The 20,995-nt window shown below is 52.0% G+C and carries 19 protein-coding genes and 1 pseudogene; 5 read left to right on the forward strand and 15 right to left on the reverse strand.

From position 1 onward, the window contains the following. Positions 1 to 24: 24 nt before the first annotated feature. Both phoU and ACOTXI_RS20055 read left to right on the forward strand, forming a co-directional pair. Positions 25 to 750 carry a phosphate signaling complex protein PhoU gene (gene phoU, locus ACOTXI_RS20050; protein WP_008500182.1) on the forward strand — a complete coding sequence of 242 codons (726 nt, stop codon included), beginning with the start codon at positions 25 to 27 and terminating at the stop codon, positions 748 to 750. Between the two features lie 160 nt (positions 751 to 910). Next, the gene (locus tag ACOTXI_RS20055) at positions 911 to 2,059 is read left to right on the forward strand and encodes an esterase (RefSeq protein WP_087855335.1); all 1,149 of its coding nucleotides are present in this window, start codon (positions 911 to 913) and stop codon (positions 2,057 to 2,059) included. Positions 2,060 to 2,090: 31 nt separating this feature from the next. Here ACOTXI_RS20055 and yieH read toward each other — a convergent pair whose 3' ends face one another. Then, positions 2,091 to 2,756, reverse strand: a complete 666-nt coding sequence (gene yieH / locus ACOTXI_RS20060; RefSeq protein ID WP_023326368.1) for a 6-phosphogluconate phosphatase — start codon at positions 2,754 to 2,756, stop codon at positions 2,091 to 2,093. Between the two features lie 165 nt (positions 2,757 to 2,921). Between yieH and adeP the strand changes: the two genes are divergently transcribed. Beyond that, positions 2,922 to 4,259 carry an adenine permease AdeP gene (gene adeP / locus ACOTXI_RS20065; RefSeq protein ID WP_139152656.1) on the forward strand — a complete coding sequence of 446 codons (1,338 nt, stop codon included), beginning with the start codon at positions 2,922 to 2,924 and terminating at the stop codon, positions 4,257 to 4,259. A 91-nt stretch (positions 4,260 to 4,350) separates the two neighbouring features. Here adeP and ACOTXI_RS20070 read toward each other — a convergent pair whose 3' ends face one another. The 5 genes from ACOTXI_RS20070 to ACOTXI_RS20090 form a co-directional block, all read right to left on the reverse strand. Next, a complete protein-coding gene (locus ACOTXI_RS20070) occupies positions 4,351 to 4,917 on the reverse strand; it encodes an NADPH-dependent FMN reductase (RefSeq protein ID WP_014833835.1) in 567 nt (188 codons plus the stop codon). A 36-nt stretch (positions 4,918 to 4,953) separates the two neighbouring features. Next, entirely contained in the window at positions 4,954 to 5,700 is a 747-nt protein-coding gene (locus ACOTXI_RS20075) for a 4'-phosphopantetheinyl transferase family protein (protein ID WP_058653727.1), read from the reverse strand. A 122-nt stretch (positions 5,701 to 5,822) separates the two neighbouring features. Further along, positions 5,823 to 6,794, reverse strand: a complete 972-nt coding sequence (gene yidZ / locus ACOTXI_RS20080; RefSeq protein WP_008500176.1) for an HTH-type transcriptional regulator YidZ — start codon at positions 6,792 to 6,794, stop codon at positions 5,823 to 5,825. Further along, positions 6,763 to 7,938: an MFS transporter gene (locus ACOTXI_RS20085; RefSeq protein WP_058653725.1), complete on the reverse strand. Its 1,176-nt coding sequence runs from the start codon at positions 7,936 to 7,938 to the stop codon at positions 6,763 to 6,765. The genes yidZ and ACOTXI_RS20085 overlap by 32 nt, the downstream gene beginning before the upstream one ends. A 235-nt stretch (positions 7,939 to 8,173) precedes the next feature. Further along, on the reverse strand, positions 8,174 to 8,581 hold the full coding sequence (locus tag ACOTXI_RS20090; RefSeq protein WP_058653724.1) for a GNAT family N-acetyltransferase: 408 nt from the start codon (positions 8,579 to 8,581) through the stop codon (positions 8,174 to 8,176). Positions 8,582 to 8,852: 271 nt separating this feature from the next. On the opposite strand from ACOTXI_RS20090, the pseudogene ACOTXI_RS20095 reads away from it, so the two are divergent. Together ACOTXI_RS20095 and ACOTXI_RS20100 are read left to right on the forward strand one after the other, a co-directional pair. Then, positions 8,853 to 8,972: pseudogene (locus ACOTXI_RS20095) on the forward strand (ash family protein); the annotation flags it as partial. A gap of 83 nt (positions 8,973 to 9,055) precedes the next feature. After that, complete coding sequence (locus ACOTXI_RS20100) at positions 9,056 to 9,259, forward strand: hypothetical protein (RefSeq protein ID WP_015959185.1); 204 nt, start codon at positions 9,056 to 9,058, stop codon at positions 9,257 to 9,259. Positions 9,260 to 9,477: 218 nt separating this feature from the next. On the opposite strand, the gene ACOTXI_RS20105 is transcribed toward ACOTXI_RS20100, so the two are convergent. The 9 genes from ACOTXI_RS20105 to yidC all read right to left on the reverse strand — a co-directional run bounded on the left by ACOTXI_RS20105 (position 9,478) and on the right by yidC (position 20,994). Then, positions 9,478 to 10,530, reverse strand: coding sequence for a helicase RepA family protein (locus tag ACOTXI_RS20105; protein WP_058653723.1), 1,053 nt, complete (start codon positions 10,528 to 10,530; stop codon positions 9,478 to 9,480). A gap of 3 nt (positions 10,531 to 10,533) precedes the next feature. Next, complete coding sequence (locus ACOTXI_RS20110; RefSeq protein WP_058653722.1) at positions 10,534 to 11,517, reverse strand: primase-helicase zinc-binding domain-containing protein; 984 nt, start codon at positions 11,515 to 11,517, stop codon at positions 10,534 to 10,536. Continuing rightward, positions 11,514 to 12,389 carry an integrase domain-containing protein gene (locus ACOTXI_RS20115; RefSeq protein WP_058653721.1) on the reverse strand — a complete coding sequence of 292 codons (876 nt, stop codon included), beginning with the start codon at positions 12,387 to 12,389 and terminating at the stop codon, positions 11,514 to 11,516. Before ACOTXI_RS20115 ends, ACOTXI_RS20110 begins: the two co-directional genes overlap by 4 nt. A 773-nt stretch (positions 12,390 to 13,162) precedes the next feature. Further along, complete coding sequence (locus tag ACOTXI_RS20120; protein WP_126287341.1) at positions 13,163 to 14,137, reverse strand: hypothetical protein; 975 nt, start codon at positions 14,135 to 14,137, stop codon at positions 13,163 to 13,165. Between the two features lie 12 nt (positions 14,138 to 14,149). Beyond that, complete coding sequence (locus ACOTXI_RS20125) at positions 14,150 to 15,127, reverse strand: DGQHR domain-containing protein (protein WP_065365818.1); 978 nt, start codon at positions 15,125 to 15,127, stop codon at positions 14,150 to 14,152. A 15-nt stretch (positions 15,128 to 15,142) separates the two neighbouring features. Then, positions 15,143 to 16,192 (reverse strand): DNA-methyltransferase, encoded by a 1,050-nt coding sequence (locus tag ACOTXI_RS20130; protein WP_072205815.1) that lies wholly within the window; start codon positions 16,190 to 16,192, stop codon positions 15,143 to 15,145. A gap of 171 nt (positions 16,193 to 16,363) precedes the next feature. Then, positions 16,364 to 17,593: a tyrosine-type recombinase/integrase gene (locus tag ACOTXI_RS20135; RefSeq protein ID WP_072205814.1), complete on the reverse strand. Its 1,230-nt coding sequence runs from the start codon at positions 17,591 to 17,593 to the stop codon at positions 16,364 to 16,366. Between the two features lie 320 nt (positions 17,594 to 17,913). Then, positions 17,914 to 19,278: a tRNA uridine-5-carboxymethylaminomethyl(34) synthesis GTPase MnmE gene (gene mnmE / locus ACOTXI_RS20140; protein ID WP_058653718.1), complete on the reverse strand. Its 1,365-nt coding sequence runs from the start codon at positions 19,276 to 19,278 to the stop codon at positions 17,914 to 17,916. A 72-nt stretch (positions 19,279 to 19,350) separates the two neighbouring features. After that, positions 19,351 to 20,994 carry a membrane protein insertase YidC gene (yidC, locus tag ACOTXI_RS20145; RefSeq protein WP_008500173.1) on the reverse strand — a complete coding sequence of 548 codons (1,644 nt, stop codon included), beginning with the start codon at positions 20,992 to 20,994 and terminating at the stop codon, positions 19,351 to 19,353. Between the last annotated feature and the right edge of the window lies 1 nt (position 20,995).

Raw genomic sequence — 20,995 nt, forward strand, 5'->3', positions numbered from 1 at the left:
TGCCTTAGTGCATGTGGAGAAACCATGGACAACCTCAATCTTAATAAACACATTTCCGGCCAGTTCAACGCAGAGCTGGAAAGCATTCGCACCCAGGTGATGACCATGGGCGGCATGGTCGAGCAGCAGCTTTCTGATGCGATTACGGCGATGCACAACCAGGACAGCGAGCTGGCGAAGCGCGTCATTGAAGGCGATAAAAACGTCAACATGATGGAAGTGGCTATCGACGAAGCCTGCGTGCGCATTATCGCGAAACGTCAGCCGACGGCGAGCGACCTGCGTCTGGTGATGGCGATCATCAAAACCATCGCCGAGCTGGAACGTATTGGTGACGTCGCCGATAAAATCTGCCGCACCGCGCTGGAGAAGTTCTCTCAGCAGCATCAGCCGCTGCTGGTCAGCCTGGAGTCACTGGGCCGCCACACCGTGCAGATGCTGCACGACGTGCTGGATGCCTTTGCGCGGATGGATCTGGACGAAGCGGTGCGTATCTACCGTGAAGACAAGAAGGTCGATCAGGAGTATGAAGGCATCGTGCGCCAGCTGATGACCTACATGATGGAAGATTCCCGTACGATCCCGAGCGTGCTGACGGCCCTGTTCTGCGCGCGCTCTATCGAGCGTATCGGTGACCGCTGCCAGAATATTTGCGAATACATTTTCTACTTCGTGAAGGGTCAGGACTTCCGTCACGTGGGCGGCGACGAGCTGGACAAGCTGCTGGCGGGTAAAGATCCGAAAGAGTAATCCTGTCATCTGATAACAACGCCGGTACTCACCGGCGTTGTTATTTCTAGGGTAATCACAATTTTCCCCTTCATCCGTTGCCTGACGTTCGAAACGCGCTAACGTGAGACGAAAAAACAGCAAAGGATGGTATATGAAAAATTCATTAGCGTGCCTGGCGATGGCCATCAGCATCGGGATCGGTACTGGAACAGACGTGATTGCCGCACCGTTGCCGGTCACACCTGACCAGACTACCCCGGTCAGCCACTATGTGACCCAGGTTAATGCGGATAAAAGCATTACGTTTCGCCAGTTTGCACCCGGCGCAACGCGAGTCTCCGTGGTGACGGGGTCAATGCCTGAAAGCCAGGTTTCCCATGATATGACGAAAGAGAAAAATGGCGTCTGGTCATGGAAAAGCGAGCCGATGGCACCGAATCTGTACGAATATTATTTCGACATCGATGGTTTCCGTTCAGTTGACACGGGAAGCCGCTATCAAAAACCCCAGCGGCAGGTGAACACCAGCCTGATTCTGGTTCCGGGCAGTATTCTCGACGATCGTCCTGTACCGCATGGCGATCTGACGACCTTGACCTGGCACTCGCCGTCGCTCAAGTCAGAGCGCCGCGTCTATGTATGGACTCCCCCTGGCTACAACGGCACAGGGGAACCCTTACCGGTGCTCTACTTCTACCATGGCTTTGGGGATACCGGGCTCTCTGCCATCGACCAGGGCCGTCTGCCGCAAATCATGGATAACCTGATGGCCGAAGGGAAAATCAAACCGATGCTGGTGGTGGTACCCGACACCGAGACGGAGAGCACTGAGGCCATCCCCGAGAACTTCCCACCGGTAGAACGACGGAAGTCTTTCTATCCGCTCAATGCGAAAGCCGCAGACCGTGAACTGATGAGCGAGATTATTCCGCTGGTGGATACACGCTTCAACGTGCGTAAAGATGCGGCAGGCCGGGCACTGGCGGGATTGTCACAGGGCGGTTATCAGGCGCTGGTCTCCGGGATGAATCATCTGGAGAGCTTCGGCTGGCTGGGAACGTTCAGCGGCGTTACCACGACAACCGTGCCTGACGAAGGCGTGGCCGCACGCTTTAAGCAGCCTGAGGCCATTAACCGGCAGCTGCATAACTTCACCGTCGTTGTGGGAGAGCGCGATTCGGTGACCGGCAAAGATATCGCCGGTCTGAAAGCGGAGCTGGAAAAGCAGGGCATCAAATTCGACTATAAAATGTACCCCGGTCTGAACCACGAAATGGACGTCTGGCGTCCGGCGTATGCTGAGTTTGTTCAAAAGCTCTTCAGATAAACCTGTCGCCCTCCCTGCCGGGAGGGGCGGCTTAACGCGTAATATTCCACCCGCGCGCCTTCCACAGCGCGGGTAGCTGCGCCAGATCGGTGAAGGTCGTGACTTTTGGATGATCGATCGGCTTGTTGTGCGGGTCGGCGCAGAAGTAAAACACCTCCATCCCCGCATCAATCCCCGACTGCGCGCCCGCAGACGAGTCATCCACCAGAATGCAATGCTCTACGTTAACGTTCATCGCCTTTGCCGCATGGAACATCAGTGCCGGGTCCGGCTTCCAGCGCTGGATATCGTAGCCGCTGAACAGTTTTTCCGGGAAGTGGTGCAGCATCTCAAGCTTGCCGAGCGAGTGCTGCATTTTGCTGACCGGCCCGTTGGAGACCACGCAGATCGGCACCGTCATGGCATCCAGCAGCGCGTTTGCGCCCGGAATCACCTCCAGCTCCGAATCGAACAGGCGTGCAACCTCGGCGCGATACACCGGTTCCAGAGCCGTTTTATCCAGAACGACGCCGTGTTCTTCGTTAATGATGTCGATGATCTCGTAGAGCTTCACGCCCTTAAAGCGCTTAAACACCTCGTCGAGTTCCAGCGTAATGCCAAATTCCTGGAACATGGCGACATACGCGCGGGAACAAATGACCTCACTGTCGACCAGCGTACCGTCGCAGTCGAAAAATACCGCTTCAATTCCGGACATGCCTTTCCCTTTTAACCAGTTTAACGTTTACGTACGGCAGTTCACCGGAACGCAATCGTTGCCGTATAAGCAAATTCAATGAAAAAAGTATCACGTAACCGCCACTATTGTCGCATTTTGGTATAGGATAGCGACGAATTTTCCCTCCTTGTTCGGAAATTGATGATGAGTCAACAACACACTACCCAGACATCTGGTCAGGGTCTGCTTGAGCGCGTGTTTAAACTGCGCGAGCACGGCACGACGGCACGCACCGAAGTGATCGCCGGTTTCACCACCTTCCTGACGATGGTCTATATCGTTTTTGTTAACCCTCAAATTCTGGGCGTTGCTGGCATGGATACCAGCGCCGTCTTCGTGACTACCTGTCTGATCGCGGCCCTCGGCAGCATTCTGATGGGTGTGTTCGCTAACCTGCCGGTCGCGCTGGCCCCGGCGATGGGTCTGAATGCGTTCTTTGCCTTCGTGGTGGTTCAGGCGATGGGGCTGCCGTGGCAGGTGGGTATGGGCGCCATCTTCTGGGGTGCGATTGGCCTGCTGCTGCTGACCATTTTCCGCGTGCGTTACTGGATGATTGCGAACATTCCCGTGAGCCTGCGCGTGGGCATCACTAGCGGTATCGGTCTGTTTATCGGGATGATGGGGCTGAAAAACGCCGGCGTGATCGTGGCGAACCCGGATACGCTGGTGAGCATCGGTCACCTGACCTCGCATAACGTGCTGCTGGGCGTGCTGGGCTTCTTTATCATCGCCATCCTGGCTTCCCGCAATATTCATGCGGCGGTGCTGGTCTCCATCGTGGTGACCACGCTGCTGGGCTGGATGCTGGGCGACGTTCACTATAACGGCATCGTTTCCGCGCCACCGAGCGTCTCTACCGTTGTTGGTCATGTTGATCTGGCGGGTTCCCTGAACCTGGGCCTGGCGGGCGTGATTTTCTCCTTCATGCTGGTGAACCTGTTCGACTCCTCCGGTACGCTGATCGGCGTGACCGACAAAGCGGGTCTGGCAGATGAGAAAGGCAAATTCCCGCGCATGAAGCAGGCGCTGTTTGTGGACAGTATCTCCTCTGTGACCGGCTCATTTATCGGGACCTCGTCTGTGACCGCTTACATTGAATCCTCTTCCGGCGTCTCCGTGGGCGGCCGTACCGGCCTGACGGCGGTTGTCGTGGGTATTCTGTTCCTGCTGGTGATCTTCCTCTCGCCGCTGGCGGGCATGGTGCCTCCGTACGCTGCAGCGGGTGCGCTGATCTACGTGGGTGTGCTGATGACCTCCAGCCTGTCTCGCGTGAAGTGGGATGATTTAACCGAAGCGGTGCCGGCGTTTATTACCGCCGTGATGATGCCGTTCAGCTTCTCGATTACCGAAGGTATCGCGCTGGGCTTTATCTCTTACTGCGTAATGAAGATCGGTACCGGCCGCTTCCGCGACCTCAGCCCGTGCGTCATCGTTGTGGCGCTGCTGTTTGTACTGAAGATTGTGTTTATTGACGCGCACTAAGGTGCGGTTTGTGGTGTCAGGTGGCGCTTCGCTTACCTGACCTACTGACGAGTGTAGGCCCGGTAAGCGCTAGCGCCACCGGGCTTTTTTATCAGGCTTTAACCCGCTTAATATAATCCCCGAACGCCGTCAGCTGGCCAGAGAGATGGTCGCGCGTGCTCTGATCCACCACTTCACCCGTTTGCGGGTCGACCTTGTTCTGAATCACTCCGCCCATAAATTCCGGCTTGTTCATCACCATCGCATCGAGGAAGACCAGGATCTGACGCAGGTGATACTGGCAGCGCGCGCCGCCAATCGCGCCCATGGAGCTGGTCTGGATCAGCACCGGTTTGCCTGACAGCGGCTGCTCAGGTAAACGGGACAGCCAGTCGATGGCATTCTTCAGACCACCGGGTACAGAGTAGTTGTACTCTGGCGTGACGATGACCACGCCGTCAGCCTGGCGGATCTGTTCGGCCAGCGCCTCAACGCTCTGCGGGAACCCTTCTTCCTGTTGTACGTCAGCATCATAAAGCGGAATATCGCCAATAGACGGCAGGGCGCTAATTTCCATACCTGCAGGTGCCAGCTGTGGCAGCGTGCGGGCTACCATCCCGTTAAATGAACCTTTGCGCAGGCTTCCCAGTAACGTAACAACTTTCAACGTATCAGACATGATTACTCCTGTTTCATCATGATGACCCTGATTGGATCAGCTAAGGGTGAATGCTTTTTCTGCCGGTAAACTGGTTAATCGCATCAGACGTGCGGCGGGCTCGTTGGCGCGCTCGGGCACATCAGGAAGGCTACGCCATCCCTGTTGACTGTCAAATTCCCAGATTTTCATGCGTTCGATGGCGGGGGTCACCGCGATGGACCAGATGAGCACATCCTCCGCGTCGCAGAGCGCTTCAACCAGCGTGGCCTGGGCGGCGCGCAGACGTCCGGAACCAGGCAACAGCTGCAGCAGGCTGGCGTCGTCTGAGGCGCATCCGCAGAGCTTGCGAATGCTCTGGCGCAGGGTAATGAGCTGGGCTCTGGCTTCAACAGGATCGTTCTGGTTGCGTACCCACAGCTTCTCATTGCTGGAGAGCGGATAGTCTTGATGCGCGTTACCACCGTGGAAGCTGCGCGTCGCGCGCTGAAGCTCCATATCGAGCCCACAGTCCCCTTCGGTGGTTAGCGCGACCCCAATGATATTGCCCGTGTAGGCAATGGAAAAACGAGGGAGATCCGGGTCCGCAAAGACCGGGCGGCCTTCTGGCTGGGTAATGATGTCCGGCAGCTCGCTGGTGCCGTACAGCATAAACATCAGTTCTGCGAGAAGCGCTCGGGACGCTAAAAACCGCGACCTGCGATGCTCCGGAAGAGTGAGTGCTTCACGGTGACAGGCTGAAGAAATTCTTGCCGATACGAGACGTCCTTCTGTAAGTATCCCTCTTGCAAAGTGCGTAGCCATTTTTCGCTCCTTGATAATGGTCGTAATCGGTTAAACGGTTACATGATTATCGCTTAACTTGCCTCCTGTTTTAATCAGTAAATGGAAGTAAGAGAAGCCTTAGGACCGAACTTTACATTTTCTTAGGCAAAAATTGGATCGCTCGCACCGTACAGCGCCTTGATGGTCTCCCGCAGCCAGAGAATTTTGGGATTATGGCTGTTCCGTTTATGCCAGATCAGCGTGAAGGGCACGGTCAATTTATCCGCCTGCTCCTCATCAATGGGGATCGGAAGCGCGATCAGCTTACGCTGGTGGAGTTCATTGTAGTGGTGACAGTAGTGCGGCGCGGTGGCGATATAGTGATGGCCGGGCTGCGCCGCCATAAACATCGCCTGTTCGAAGCCTGGCAGGCTCATGGCGATAGTACGATCGCGTCCCATCTCCTTTAACACTTCATCAAGCGCCCAGGTATCGCTGCGTTCCCAGAAGATGCTGATGTGGGGATAGCGCAGGAAGGTCTCCAGATTCCACTCTTGCTGAAGCGCCGGATGATCCTCGCGCAGATAGACGCAGGGGCGGTCGCTGAACAGGATTTCGTAGTCGATAAACCACGGCATCAGCTTAAGCAGCTCGCGGGATCGCGGATGCGTTTCACGCCCGGTGAAGCCCAAATCCACCTCGCCACGCGTAATCGCGTCCAGCGAGTCGTAATCCCACTGGCGCATTTTCACCGTCGCCTGCGGATAGCGCTGGTTCACCTGCTCCAGCAGGGTATTGAAGCGGATCAGCATCAGCGGCGTTTCCGCGGCCAGCACGAACGTCAGCCCGCCCGGAGAATCATGATGGAATTTATCGAGGATCTGGTTGCCGATTTGCATCCAGTCAGCCAGATCCTGCTCCAGGCTCACCGTCAGCGGCGTCGGCAGCAGCCCTAACGGCGTTTTGACAAACAGCGGGTCGTCAAACCAGTCACGCAGCTTGGCCAGTGATTTACTCACCGCCGACGGCGTCACGTTCATCCGCTTCGCCGCTTTGGTAACGCTGCGCTCCTGCAGCAAAAGCTGCAGGCACAGCAACAGGTTAAGATCGAGACTGCTGATGGGCTTCTTCATAGTGCGCCGCGGACTGGATGACCATAAGTAAGGTAATGCAGACTATGCTACAGCCAATCAGAACCCCGATCAGCATATTCAGCGCGTTCAGGCCAACTACGGCTGCCAGCCAAATCCACAGCGACGAGCCGCAGACCTGCGCGATCCCCAGCACCGAACTCGCCACGCCTGCCCGCAGCGAGAAGGGACCAAGCGCCTGGCTCATCGCCACGCCAAAGCCAACCGAGAACCCGGCGCAAATGAGCGTAATGCCCACCAGCATCACCGCATGTGAGCTGGTGGTCGCCAGGATCGCGCCTGCGGCAAGGAATAAAACCTGTGAGGTCACCATCAGCGTGCGCTGGCGGAAGATATTCAGCGCAAACGGCGTCGAAAACGAAACGGCCATACTGACCATCGCGGTTAATGCCATCACCGTGGAATACTCACCGCGATCGAAGCCCATGGTCTCCATCAGCAACACCGGGGAAACGTTTACATAGGTCAGGATCACCGCCACGCTTAACGTGGTCACGGCCAGACGGCTGAGGAAAAAGCGGTTGAGAAGCTTCTCTGCCGGGTGAAGGGTTGCGGTATGGCCGGTATTCTGCGAGCCCGGGTGGGTCTCTTTCAGCACGGCAATCGACAGGACAAACACCAGCGCGCCCATGGTCGCCATGGTCCAGAACAGGCTCTGCCACGGGAATTTCAGCATGATCAGATAGCCCACGACCGGGGCCAGCACCGGGATGATACAGGTAATGCCGTTCAGCATCGACAGCACTTTGGCGCGACGCTGGGCGCTTAAGGTGTCGCGCAAAATGGCAAACGCCACCACGTAGCAACCGCCCGCACCGATGCCCTGGATAAAGCGCCCGGTCAGGAACACGGTGCTGTTTTGCGCCTGTGAGCAGAGAAGGGACGCCAGGGCAAAAACGATGGCACCGGCGATTGCGACAGGCTGACGGCCTGCTTTATCCGCGATCTTCCCGGCAAAGACCATCGACGACGCCATCCCCGCGAGGTAGGCCGAAAACGCAATATGCAGCTGCGCTTCGCTGGCGCCCAGATCGCGGGCGATATGCGGTAATCCCACCAGATACATATCAATACCGGACGGATAAAGCAGAACTAATGCGAAACTACAAAACAGAAAACGCGCCATAAACCCCCCATAGATGCAGGCATGCAGGATAGGGGGTGAAAAGGGATTAGGCGAGTTGCCATTTGGACAATGGTGATTTCCCAGGAGGAAATCACCATGGATTAGCGGGAACAATACAGAAGCTGGAAAATCGAGCTAACTCGTTAATCTATCAGCGATACGTTACTTTGAAGTCATGGCTATGGGCACATTCAAGGACACAAAAGCGGGATGTTTGCTGATCCAGATGACAACATTACCCCCAGACTCTCGCCATTCCTTCGCTTTCCGGCCGGACTAACTCAAAACCAAACTTCGCGTAGAGTTCCGGTACATCAGCCACCAGAGAGACATAAGCCCCTTTATAAGCGTTGCTGTCCAGCCATCGAATAATTTTTTCCATAATGATTCGGCCAAGTCCACGCCCCTGATGGGCGGGGTCGACGGCTATATCGACTATCTCGAAGTTTAATGCACCATCTCCAACGATACGCCCCATGCCGACAGGCACTCCTTGCCAGAGAATGTGTACGCCATAACAGCTTCTCGGCAAACCCACCCTGGCAGCCTCAAGCGGTCGTGCTGACAACCCTGATATACTTCGTAAACGACAAAAATCTTCGGCAGAGGGAACAGATTCAACAACGGTATATTCGGTAGTCATGGCCATCACCATTAGCAAACAATCAACATAGTTAGCAGGCTGACTCTGTAGTGGCAATAGCTTTTGCCAATGAATCTTGCCTTCTTAATAACTGAATATAAGATTTTATGCGGCACGCATAAGCCCTCTGTTATGAGGCGATAAGCATAGTTTTTGCGTACTGACTTGCGCTATAGTCCCCACGTTGCGGCAAAACCGCAACCGGAATTGGCGTTCCGAATTATCACGAGTGTCGGTAGCGATGTTTGCAGTGCTACTGGCGCGGCCTGCGCTCGCCCCTTCAATGGTGGCTCAGGCAGGGGCTTCGATAGAAGCGCCGGGTCGTGATAACCGGTACGCCAACCCTGTCTGGGTCACCACCAGTGAGCCTGGCGTCTCCGGTGGTGGCGTTAACCTGCTTATCACGAAGCGGAGCGCTGCGTATGTGTCCTGTCCCTGAATTTCCCATTGCATCAGCCTCGGCCGGAGGTATCTATGAAAATCACCGTAGAACAACCCTCAGCCAGAGAACTGGTCGATCGCTCGCGAGTCCTGGTGCATGTGATGCTTGAGCATCCTGACGATATCGGCCCGAATTATGCGTTGCTTCTCATCCTTGCCGACCAGCTACAACTATTAAGGGATGCTTTTGAAGAGGATGAGATCAGACGGCTTAGAGACGAGAAATTACCTCAGTAATTCTTACAGCGACCACAGCATCAGGGACAGATGTTGTGGTTGATTCCCCCACCTACTTTTTCCTGGCTGGCTCCCCCATATTCTCTGAGGTGAATTCCATGAGCACAGCAATGGCACGGGTTGAAAGGGCATCCCCCATCTTTCGCTGTTAAAGATGAATAATGTGGGGGGAGTCGAGTACCTGCCAGTGTATCCACCACATATTCCGGGTTCCACCATCATTCCCCCGTATCCGGGAGCCGGATCTGTTTTCCATCGAGCACAATCAGTTGCTCGCGCAGCAGTTTCTCCAGCCAGCGCGAAAATTTCTTCTCGACGTTAATTCCCTTTGCGCGTAGATCGTCGCGCAAGAGCGCGCGGGTACAAGGCTTATTCTGGCTGATGCGTTGGTTAATACAGCGCCATAACGCCGTATGGTTGCGGGTGATATGAGGAACGTCGGGTGGTATGCCACTACTCAGTAAGTCATCGTCAGGTTGCCTGGGCTCGTCATTCAGCACCAGTGAGGTCACTGGTTCGCCATCGCTATCGGTATAGATAACGACTTCCTCAAGATCGTAGGCGGTGACCTCCGGCATCTCCGCATCTTTCATCTTTGTACAACTCAGGGTGATAGCGTTGCGACGTCCCTCGCGCCTGACGTTAAACTCGGCATCTAGCGCGGCCTGAAAAGCACTTGAACCGCGTGCGCCCCGTTCCTGATCCTTACCCGAGTGATGAACGATCATCATCGCTGCGCGCGTATGATACCGAATGGCGTCGCAACCCTGGATAAATGCGCCCATATCCCGCGCGGTGTTTTCATCTGAGTTACCAAAACAGCGGGCCAGCGTATCGAGGATGATCAGCCGTACCGGCATTCCGGTCATGTTCTGAATGTCCTTTGCCGCCAGGATCTCCTGCTCGATGCTTCCCGGAGCGGCTGGAAAGATCGGGCAGTCGACGCGAAACAGGTTATCGAGCGCCATCTCGTCATTAACGCTGAGTTCCCAGGCGCGGATCCGCCGCGATACACCGGTTCCTCCTTCTCCGGCGATAAACAGCACAGCCCCTTGATTGACTCGCCTTCCGCCCCATGACGTACCGCTGGCAATATGGCACGCCAGCGATACCGCCAGAAAGGATTTAAAAGAGCCGCCGGGGCCGTAAATACTGCACAGCGCCCCGGCGGGAATGAGTCCTTTAACCAGATAATCCTGACTCGTGTTAAAACCTTCCGAGCCCCGGCGCAGCGGAAGGGTGGTGGTGAGAGTACGGTCTGATGCTGTCATGGCTTACGACCTGAGATTTGCAGGAAGCTGCTGGTTGAACACAATCCGGGAAATGGATTCACCGTAGTGACGGTAAAATTCATCCCAGTCGCTCAATGTGGTGTCTGCAGGGAGAACCACACAGCCCTTCACTACCTCGGCAGCGGCGGTTGCATTCAGCAACCCGGTATTTTTCTCCTGACTGCAATCATTATCGCCAGCCAGGATAAGGTGGCATTCAGGCCACTGCGCCCGGAAAGCGATGGCCACATTTTTCAGGTTGTGTGCCGACAGGGCAGCAACGACCGGAAAATGATGAAGGCATGAGACCGCAAGCGCGGTTGCATATCCTTCGGTAATGATGATGCCTTCCAGTGGTTTGTTGTCCGGTGCCCAGGGTTCCTGTCTACCGTTGCGGCTCGCCTGATGTACCGGGCAAAAACAATCCTTCAGATGGCTACCGGGCAGCAGGTACTTTTTCCCTCCTGGATGAATGAACTGCGCACCTGTCAGCTGCGCGCCTGTATTTCGAATTGGCAATACCAGCGTACCCGCCCCGAAATGCACGCCGCAGATTGTCCGGCTACTACGCTCAGTCAGAAGCCACTGGGCTCGTCGCCAGCCTCGCGTTGTCAGATACGGCGCTTCTCCGGATTCGCAATGACGAAGCAGTGTCTTAATACGCGATTCCATATTCAAAGCCTGTGATTTTTCCCTGGCTGGCGGAACCAGCGGTACAGGATCCATGTCCTGCACCATTCCGGCGGCCGCAACCAGTGCGCAACCGAAGAAGCGGGAAACCAGATCCAGTCCGTCACCTGCGCCGCACTGATTGCAGAACCATGTGCCGCGCCCCTCCAGATCATCCATCCTGAAGCGATCCTTACCCCCACAACAGGGACACGGGCCATGCCGATGATTTGGTGGAATGAAAATGCCAAGTTGTTCAAATATTTTCGGCCAGTTATTGCGTGCCCGATCGGATACGGCAGAAACGTAATAGCTCATGATTGCCTCCCATACACCTGCTGGATGTAGCGCCCTCGACCATCGCCATGACCGAGATCCATCGCAACCATCGCCCTGGCTTCCTTTATACTCAGCCCCTGTCGCTGGTAGTGCGCCATCGCCTCTTGCGCCCATGAATAGCGCAGACTGTGTGGTGCATAGGGGCCAGTCAGTCCTGCGCGAACTGCGCTGCCACGCCAGTAATTCATTGCGGTGCGCAGATCGGGTTTATTGAGCAAACGTCCCCCGCGTTGTGTCATCAGGGGGATAGCCTGGTTCATGATGCTGCGTAGCCTTTCAGGTTCGAGCACCACCGTCTGACGGGAACGTGATCCTTTGGTGCCAAAAACCACCTGCAATCGATTTTCTCCACGCTCTAACGCAGCGGCCCATGTCTTCAGAGACTGACAACACTGCACCGCTTCCTGTGAACGCAAACCCATTGCTCTGGCAAGCTCCAGCGTCAGAGCCAGCCCTTCATCCTTTTCATGAAAAGCAGACAGCGCCGACAACCAGCGTTCTGAGGTTAATGGCAGATGCGTTCCTGCCCGGCTGGCGTTACCCAGCCCGAGCGCTTTATTGCTGATGCGCTCCGATTGGGCAAATTTTTGACGTCCAGACTGAGCAAGGATGGTGCGCAGGGCGGCCATCTCGTTTTGTAGCGTGCGTGGCGTAATTCCTGCTTCCCGTCGTGCCATCACGTAGCTTTCGATATGTGACGATTTCATATGCTGGAGATCCTGAATCTGGATATTCAGCTTGTGCAGATGCTGGCTTAAACGCCCGGCGATACGGAGGCGATCATGGACTGTTTTAAAACTGCCGCCAGCCAGCAGGGCGAGTTTTTCCATGCGTTTTGTAAGTTTCGACATAGCTATTCTCCACTCAATTCTCCGACGCGCGGTTGGGCACAGCGTGCTGTGCTGAACGATACCGGTGCGCCGGAGAATGCGCGGATGAGGTATGACGGGGTACGGTGATGCACGAATGCAGCCGCCTGCTCAGGCAGGTATATCCCCACAGGTAAAATGACCTGTCCTCCGGTATCGGTTCGGTAGTGCTGGTTTCTCCTCTGGGTAAGTGAATTTCTGACATCTGTTTGAGTGTCAGCCTGTTTGTTGCAGTGGAATTGCAGGCAGTAGCTGGGTTGAAGCTGATCTGCGCGCTGGCGTCACTTTTACTCGCTTGCGCTCTTAAAAGTGACGCCGCGTTTTGCACATTCAGCAGGAAGTACGGACGCAAAGCCTTCGGCAATGCCGTCCGACTTCTCTACAGCGTTCTGTCTGTCGCTACGCTTGCAACAGGGTAGCGATATAGGGTGTGGTCACCTGTATCGAGACAGGAGGTCAGTTTCAGACTACGCTTCGTTCCCTGGTTGACCGGGGGGCTGACCGCCAAAGGCGCTTCTTACAGGTCGCAGTTCGTCTTAGAACAGGAAGCTTTTAGGGGTACTGCTAAGAGTTGGGGATAGGGTAGAGCGTGGGGAAGCGGAAAGATGCGGGAAACTGTTTTTGGGATTTGAAAGTTTTATAATTAAGCAAAATGATGATTTCTTTAAGGTATGTTAATACTTCATATTTATATGAGATATGATATTTATCATCCTATTTAGAGGGGCGCTTTATAATAAGCACCCTCTAATGTACTATTCGATTTTTTTATTTTCAGCTTGTTTTAATGCTTTAACTGTTGATGATTTCAAAAATGATTCATCTGAGGGGTTTCTATCTAATATATCGTATATAAGTTCTCGTGTTAATGATACGAGAAATGTACAAGCTTGAGTATACTTATCTAGTTGGTGAGCTTTTTCATTAAGTTGGATTCTTGGTTCTTTACACCATGAATTTAAATTGTTGAACACATTTTCTCTGAAATTCTTAGATTTTTCATGTGGATACCAGGTTCCATGTTTGTGCTGGTAGTTAATCTCATTCCGAAGTCTGGACAACCAATTTGCACGATGATGACAAGGATGTGACTTCATTATTTTTACTAGGGTGTCAATCTTTCCAAAAAGATCTTGTTTTTTTTGATTGCTTACAGGATTTTTGTCTATTAAAAAATCTGTAGAGATTTTTGTTAATAATTCGGAAAGAACTAACCAAGTGTCTTCATGAGAGCCGTTATTTAACTTTTGTATGGAGAATGATGTCAGATCTTTATGGAAAATGACTAAATGAAGGCCGTCACCGATGCTACTCTTCGGTGGAATTGCATGATATTTTAATGCATTTCCTAACTTATCAGACTGACCTTTTTCTAATTGAATGACAGCATAACCAAATATTCTTAAAATAGTATGAGCTGCAAAAAAAGCCGCATAATAAGATCTTATTAATGGCCACGCAGTGGATCGTGGTAATTCGTGTTCCGAAGATATGTAATATATGGATTCAAATGTGGCAATTGACATTCTGGAAATATCAAAAGCAATTGAGCGTAGTAATTTCTCTTTATCACCTATATAAAATGTAAATTTTTTAATAGTCTCATCATAACTATCAAGAATTTGAGGCTCTAATTCTATCCATGTTTTAAAGGTGGTGTCTGTAACACCACTCATGTTTGCTAAACCATCAATGTAATATGGTCTTAATACATCAGATGCCGCTGACATAGTAATATTTCCTTAAAGTTGGAAATTTTTTGTCAATGAGTTGTTTAGTGTATCAAGGAGTACTTTGTAAGAGCGTTTAGATTTCGATATTATGCCTTTGTTTAGTGCGGGCATAACAGGTTGAATTATTTCAGAAAAGTTATCAATGCTGTATTCTGCATTAAATTTATATTTAACTCTGGATGCGACTTCTGGGAAAAATGAAATAATTGCTTTAAAAATATTTGGCGTTGTTATTTCATCTTTAACTCCTGATTTTTCAAAAATATCCATAACGGCTCCCAGATAAGAGTTAAATATAGAGTATAATTCTGTTGTATCTTTGTTTCCAAGAACGCCAATTATATTTGAAAAACTGGTGTTAAAAGTAGTTCTGCTTATTTTACCTTTAAGTTTCTCATTAGGGCTTAATAATCCATTTAATACACTAAACTTGTCTTTCTGAAACTGATTAAATAAATCTCTAAGAAGACTTTCTGTATCGCCTTCTAATTCAGCGAGTTGTTTAATATCGAGCAGTAACTCACTTGGAACAGGTCTTTGTTTTGTATTTATATCAATAAATAACCTTGTTTCTTCTGCTTTTGTTAATCCTGTATAAATTACTACTGGGATACGTAGTTTACTTTTCGCTAATTTATAACCCCACACTCGGTGTTGGCCATCCAAAACTAGAAATGCTTTTGGATGCATTTTTATCGTTAATGCACGCCCACCTTTTTTGACAGTTAATTCTGCTTCTGGCTGTGCAGATAGCACGACAGCATTAGGGATTGTACCAAAACCACTATCAATATAGTCCGCAATTTCTTGGGCCCGTCTTTGATCTAGTCGGCGTTGAAAACCTTCTAAGGGATCTTCATATCTTGTTGTCACAAAACAAGTTTCAGCTAGAACATCAGAATATAGTGTTAAAGAATAGAATTTATGTCGACCTTGGGTGATCAAACTAAATGTATAACTATTAACATCATAATCATTGTCAGACATAATCATCTCCTATTTTTATGTATTTTTAACTCGTTTTTCAGCAATGTTTAAATAGCTTTTAGAAATATCAATACCGATTGATCTATAACCTAACTTACAAGCAACAGCCGTTGTTGTGCCTGTTCCAACAAAAGGATCAAGAACTATGCCATTAGGAGGACATGTTGATAATATAGGAATTATACAAACCTCTTCAGGATATGGAGCAAAATGAGCTCCTCGCTTTTGAGCATCCTCAGGGGGGATTTCCCATACGTCGCTAGGTTTACTTCCTTTTGGATGATATTTAAGGAAATAAAATCCTTTATCTCGCAGTTCTCGAGCTCGACCAGAAATCTTCTCACTATCTGAATGTGTAATTCTATGCTGTCCTCTAATAACCATTCGGAAATCAGATATTTTATTTTTGGCTATTTCTTCAAGGATATTTTCAAGAGCTGTAAATGCTAGGTTTTTTTCTTCGTCAGATAGTGTGGTTGATAGTTCAATTCTTCTCTTATAATTCACACCAGTGATGCCAGTTGCTGATACTACAGCGCCATTTTTTATGGATGCTTTCCGTGAAGTTGTTCTGATAGCATCAATGTTGTAGTAATATTTTGCATTTTTCACAAAATGAAAAATATTTTCATGGATATTATTTAATCTGTCTTTTGAACTATCCATACCACCCTTAAGTTTGTTCCAGATGATATCATTGCGCAAAATCCAGTCTTGCTCATCCATCATAGCAATGGCGACACGCCAGGGAATTCCTGATAAACTTTTCTTATTATAAGTGTCGTTTATGTTGAGCCAAAAAGAACCGTCATTAGTTAACACTCTCTTAATTTCAGAGAAAATTAGAAGAAGGCTTGCAATATAATCTTCTTTCTTCCTTTCTTGGCCAAGACCTCCACTCTCATATTCTCTTTGTAACCAATACGGAGGCGAAGTAATGACGCAATTAACTGAGCTATCAGGAATTAACTTCAGAACAGAAAGGGCATCTCCCTGCAATAGGAGGGGGTTACGATCTGTAACGCTAAGATACTCATTAATATTTTTCTTGCTCTGCTTTTTCAATGTGTTAGCTCATTAAATTAGGTACGTCCAATGAGCCTATTATGCACATCGTACGTAAATTTCTCAACCTTTCTATTTTTATAAAAATTTAAATTTTTCAATCTGTTATGTAACTTTCTTAAGGTGAAGGTGATTCTCATACTAAGCTATTTTAGACTGAATTTTTCCTAACTATCTGTTTCTAATGTTTATCTCATAAGCCTTCCCAAACTTCCCGATAACCACTTTCCGCCCCTCCTCAATCTGCGCATCAACAAAATCCGCCCAGGACTGAAGCATCTCCCGGCGCTGATTCAGGTACTCCGCACGATTGTAAACACCGCGAACGCCGCCGATCTTATGCGCCAGGCATTTCTCCACCCAGTCTGAGTTGTAGCCTTGCTCATGGAGCAATGTGCTGGCAGTACGCCGGAAGTCATGAATAACAAAATCCCTGACGTTCAGATCCAGTGTACGCACTGCGCAGTTAAGCGTTGTTTTGGAGATTGGGCGTCGGTGGTCGTTTCGGCTGGGGAAGACGTATGGAGAATCTCCGGCCAGAAATTTTAGCTCTTCGAACATCGCCAGCGCCTGCTTTGACAGCGGAACAATATGCGGGTTATCCATCTTCATTCTTTCGCCGGGGATACGCCATTCCAGCGCGTTGAAGTTAACTTCGCTCCATGTCGCTTCAATCATCTCCGATTTACGCACCATGCAGATGATCAGCAGGTGCAAAGCCAGCTTGTGGCGTCGGTTCATGTTAGAGGTGTAGATCCCCCGTAATAGGATTCCGATCTCTTCTGCGGTTAGCGCCACGTCGCGGCTTGTTGCTTGTGCGATATAACGGGCCTCGATAGCGGCTGCCGGGTTGTTGAATATGATTCCCCTGGAAATCGCATAGGCCAGCATGCGTTTAAGCACGTTTCGCGTCAGTAGCGCGACGTGATCCGAACCTCGTTGCTTGATGCGGTCGAGCACGACCTGAATATGGGCAGTTGTGAGTTCTTCGAGTTCCAGCTTCCCGATGATGGGAATGATGTCCTTCTCGATAACGCGAGTGATGTTGCGCGGATCGCGGTTACTTTTTTCAACGATATCGGTCAGCCAGCGTTTGGCGAATGTTTTGACTGTCGTTGGGTCTTTCTGTTTAAGCTTTTCTTCCTGCTTTTTCTGCGCGGGATTGATGCCATGGGCAACCATTGAGCGGCACTTTTCACGCCAAAGCCGCGCTTCTGCAAGTGAGAAAGCCGGGTATTCGCCCAGCGTGATCTTTTGCGATTTGTTGTCAAAGCGGTAGCGGAAACGCCAGATTTTTCGTCCGGTGGGAAGAACTTCAATCACCAGCCCGTCATGATCGGCAAGTTGCCAAGGGCGGTTTCTGGGGGCAAGTGTGCGTAGTTTGGTATCTGAAAGTGCCATATCTCACCTCTACAGTGTGTCCATGAGCATCCTTTCTAATAGATTATTTAATATTGGATTATTGACGCCTTCTTTTTCACTGTGTCCATGAGAAGGCAGATTTGAGCGTTTTTTATACCGTTTTTTGTGTCCATTTGATGTGATTTTTAGCTCAAAAAATAAACAATGACACGCGAGGGATTTAAAGATGGTCACAATTCAGGACACAAAAATCGCGGATGAACCCGCACGACTATGGACGAGTATGGAAAGTATAAACCCGCATTAACAGGCAGTTAATGCGGGTTAGTGAACGTTCACGGACGAGGGTGGACTAAAACTTACTTGCCAATACAGAAGCTCGTGAAGATCCGTCCCAGCAGATCGTCCGACGTAAACTCCCCGGTGATCTCGCTCAGATTCTGCTGTGCCAGACGCAGCTCTTCCGCCAGCAGTTCACCCGCCCACGCGCCGATCAGCTGCGCTTTACCCTGAACAAGGTGGTTTGCCGCCTCTTCCAGCGCCTGCAGGTGACGACGACGCGCCAGGAAGCCGCCTTCCATGCTGGTATCAAAGCCCATGCTCTGCTTGAGATGGTTACGCAGGTCATCCACGCCTTCACCGGTCCGCGCCGACAGGCGAATCAGTGAGTGACCATTCACATCGCTGATACCGAGCGTTTCGCCGGTCACGTCCGCTTTGTTACGCACCACGGTGATCGGCAGTTTGGCCGGCAGACGGGCAATAAAGTCCGGCCAGATCTCTGCCGGGTCAACGGCGTCGGTCGTGGTGCCGTCCACCATAAACAGCACGCGGTCGGCCTGCTCGATCTCCTGCCAGGCGCGTTCGATACCGATGCGCTCAACTTCGTCGCTGGCATCGCGCAGACCGGCGGTATCGATGATGTGCAGCGGCATGCCGTCGATGTGGATGTGCTCGCGCAGCACGTCGCGAGTGGTGCCGGCAATGTCGGTTACGATTGCCGCTTCACGGCCCGCCAGGGCGTTCAGCAGGCTCGATTTCCCGGCGTTCGGGCGTCCGGCAATCACCACCTTCATCCCTTCACGCAGCAGGCTGCCCTGGCGCGCTTCTGCACGTACGGCGTCGAGATCGGCCATAACCTGGTTGAGCTGGGCTTCGATTTTGCCGTCAGAGAGGAAGTCGATCTCCTCGTCCGGGAAGTCGATAGCCGCTTCCACGTAGATCCTAAGGTGAGTAAGTGCTTCCACAAGGTGATTCACACGCGCGGAGAATGCGCCCTGCAGCGAGTTCAGAGCAGAGCGGGCCGCCTGTTCAGAACTGGCGTCGATCAGGTCAGCAATGGCCTCAGCCTGCGCCAGGTCGAGCTTGTCGTTGAGGAAGGCACGCTCGGAGAACTCGCCCGGCTTGGCAATGCGCAGGCCCGGCAGGGTCAGGATACGTTTTAACAGCAGGTCGAGGATAACCGGGCCGCCGTGGCCCTGAAGCTCCAGCACGTCTTCACCGGTAAAGGAGTTCGGGCCGGGGAACCACAGCGCAATGCCCTGGTCCAGCGGCGTGCCGTCGGCATCTTTAAACGGCAGGTAATCAGCGTAGCGCGGCTTTGGCAGTTTACCCAGCACCGCTTCGGCCACCTCGCGTGCCTTCAGGCCGGAGATACGCAGAATGCCTACACCACCGCGTCCCGGTGGGGTTGCCTGGGCGACGATAGTGTCGTTATGGCTCATGGTTGCTCTCGTTCAATACAAATAAAAAAGGCGGTCAATCGACCGCCCTTATTTTAGCGTTAACTTATCGGATCAGGACTTTTTCTTTTCGCGGCTATGCAGGCCACGTTTTTCCAGACCACGGTAAATCAGCTGCTGCTGGATGATGGTCACCAGGTTGCTGACGATATAGTACAGCACCAGACCTGACGGGAACCACAGGAAGAACACGGTGAAGATGACCGGCATAAAGGTCATGATCTTCTGCTGCATCGGGTCGGTCACGGTGGTCGGCGACATCTTCTGGATGAAGAACATCGTCACGCCCATCAGGATCGGCAGGATGTAGTATGGGTCCTGTGCGGACAGGTCATGGATCCACAGCGCGAACGGCGCGTGGCGCAGCTCAACGGAACCCATCAGCATGTAGTACAGCGCAAGGAAGATTGGCATCTGAATCAGCAGCGGGAAGCAGCCACCCAGTGGGTTCACTTTCTCTGCTTTGTACAGGGCCATCATTTCCTGGCTCTGACGCTGTTTGTCATCGCCCAGACGCTCACGCATTGCCTGAATCTTCGGCTGCAGCATGCGCATCTTCGCCATGGAGGTGTACTGCGCTTTAGTCAGCGGGTACATGATGCCACGAACGATGAAGGTGATAACGATGATGGAGAAGCCCCAGTTACCCAGGAAGCTGTGGATGAACTTCAGCAGCTTAAACAGCGGCTGAGAGATGAACCACAACCAACCGTAATCCACGGTCAGATCCAGGTGCGGCGCAACAGCGGCCATTTTGTCCTGAATTTCCGGGCCAACCCACAGGGTGCTGGCCAGCTTACCGGTTTGACCCGGCTGTACCAGAACCGGCTGAGATTTGTAGCCGATGGCTGCAAGGCCGTTGCCCAGGTTCGCGGTATAGAAGTTGTTGGTACCGTCGTTATTTGGCACCCACGCCGTCGCGAAATACTGCTGCAGCATCGCCACCCAACCGCCTTTAGCGCTGACGTTCAGGTTTTCGTTATCGGCAATGGTGTCGAATTTGTATTTCTCGTACTTCGCGTCAGGCGTGGAGTACGCCGCGCCACGGAAGGTGTGCAGCGCAAAGTTGCTGCTTCCGGTGTCACGGTGAGACGGCAGATTGATGGACTGCTTCAGCTGGCCAAAGGTCGACAGCTCCAGCGGTTTCGCACTGGCGTTCTGTACGCTGTAGCCCACGTTCACCGCATACTCACCGCGCTTCAGGGTGAAGGTTTTGGTGAAGGTGTTGCCTGCGGCGTCGGTATAGGTCATCGGGATAACGAGTTCGTTCTGGCCATCAGCCAGCACAAAGGTGTCGTTCTCGACGTTATACAGTGGACGCGCACCGTTAGCCGGGTTATCCGGGCCGTCACGACCGGTCAGGCCGCTCTGCGCCTGGTAGATAAACTCAGGCGTGGTTTCCAGTAACTGGAACGGTTCGTTAGACTTCAGCTCTTTCGGGTAGGTCAACAGCAGCGCCTGCTCAACATCACCACCACGGGTGTTGATTGTCAGCTCAAGCACATCGGTCTTAACCGTAATCTGTTTCCCCTGGCCACTGGCCGGTACGCCCTGGTCGGCGGCGCTACCCGCTGCGGTGGTCGTAGTCTGCGTGGTCTGCTGCTGGGGTTGAGGATTTTTATCCTGCTCCCATGCCTGCCAGATCATGAAAGACACGAACAACAAAGCGATGATAAGAAGATTGCGTTGCGAATCCATC

Origin of the sequence: Enterobacter cloacae complex sp. BZL2005, assembly GCF_049238885.1 — a bacterium.
Taxonomy (GTDB): Bacteria; Pseudomonadota; Gammaproteobacteria; order Enterobacterales; family Enterobacteriaceae; genus Enterobacter; species Enterobacter roggenkampii.

What these genes read in the sequence shown, in the direction of transcription:
- ACOTXI_RS20110 (WP_058653722.1), bottom strand. Translation starts at nt 11,517, where the DNA reads ATGAGCTATTACGTTTCTGCCGTATCCGATCGGGCACGCAATAACTGG.
- phoU (WP_008500182.1), top strand. Translation starts at nt 25, where the DNA reads ATGGACAACCTCAATCTTAATAAACACATTTCCGGCCAGTTCAACGCA.
- adeP (WP_139152656.1), top strand. Translation starts at nt 2,922, where the DNA reads ATGAGTCAACAACACACTACCCAGACATCTGGTCAGGGTCTGCTTGAG.
- ACOTXI_RS20075 (WP_058653727.1), bottom strand. Translation starts at nt 5,700, where the DNA reads ATGGCTACGCACTTTGCAAGAGGGATACTTACAGAAGGACGTCTCGTA.
- yidZ (WP_008500176.1), bottom strand. Translation starts at nt 6,794, where the DNA reads ATGAAGAAGCCCATCAGCAGTCTCGATCTTAACCTGTTGCTGTGCCTG.
- ACOTXI_RS20070 (WP_014833835.1), bottom strand. Translation starts at nt 4,917, where the DNA reads ATGTCTGATACGTTGAAAGTTGTTACGTTACTGGGAAGCCTGCGCAAA.
- yieH (WP_023326368.1), bottom strand. Translation starts at nt 2,756, where the DNA reads ATGTCCGGAATTGAAGCGGTATTTTTCGACTGCGACGGTACGCTGGTC.
- ACOTXI_RS20085 (WP_058653725.1), bottom strand. Translation starts at nt 7,938, where the DNA reads ATGGCGCGTTTTCTGTTTTGTAGTTTCGCATTAGTTCTGCTTTATCCG.
- mnmE (WP_058653718.1), bottom strand. Translation starts at nt 19,278, where the DNA reads ATGAGCCATAACGACACTATCGTCGCCCAGGCAACCCCACCGGGACGC.
- ACOTXI_RS20135 (WP_072205814.1), bottom strand. Translation starts at nt 17,593, where the DNA reads ATGGCACTTTCAGATACCAAACTACGCACACTTGCCCCCAGAAACCGC.
- ACOTXI_RS20105 (WP_058653723.1), bottom strand. Translation starts at nt 10,530, where the DNA reads ATGACAGCATCAGACCGTACTCTCACCACCACCCTTCCGCTGCGCCGG.
- ACOTXI_RS20055 (WP_087855335.1), top strand. Translation starts at nt 911, where the DNA reads ATGGCCATCAGCATCGGGATCGGTACTGGAACAGACGTGATTGCCGCA.
- ACOTXI_RS20090 (WP_058653724.1), bottom strand. Translation starts at nt 8,581, where the DNA reads ATGACTACCGAATATACCGTTGTTGAATCTGTTCCCTCTGCCGAAGAT.
- ACOTXI_RS20100 (WP_015959185.1), top strand. Translation starts at nt 9,056, where the DNA reads ATGAAAATCACCGTAGAACAACCCTCAGCCAGAGAACTGGTCGATCGC.
- yidC (WP_008500173.1), bottom strand. Translation starts at nt 20,994, where the DNA reads ATGGATTCGCAACGCAATCTTCTTATCATCGCTTTGTTGTTCGTGTCT.
- ACOTXI_RS20120 (WP_126287341.1), bottom strand. Translation starts at nt 14,137, where the DNA reads ATGTCAGCGGCATCTGATGTATTAAGACCATATTACATTGATGGTTTA.
- ACOTXI_RS20125 (WP_065365818.1), bottom strand. Translation starts at nt 15,127, where the DNA reads ATGTCTGACAATGATTATGATGTTAATAGTTATACATTTAGTTTGATC.
- ACOTXI_RS20115 (WP_058653721.1), bottom strand. Translation starts at nt 12,389, where the DNA reads ATGTCGAAACTTACAAAACGCATGGAAAAACTCGCCCTGCTGGCTGGC.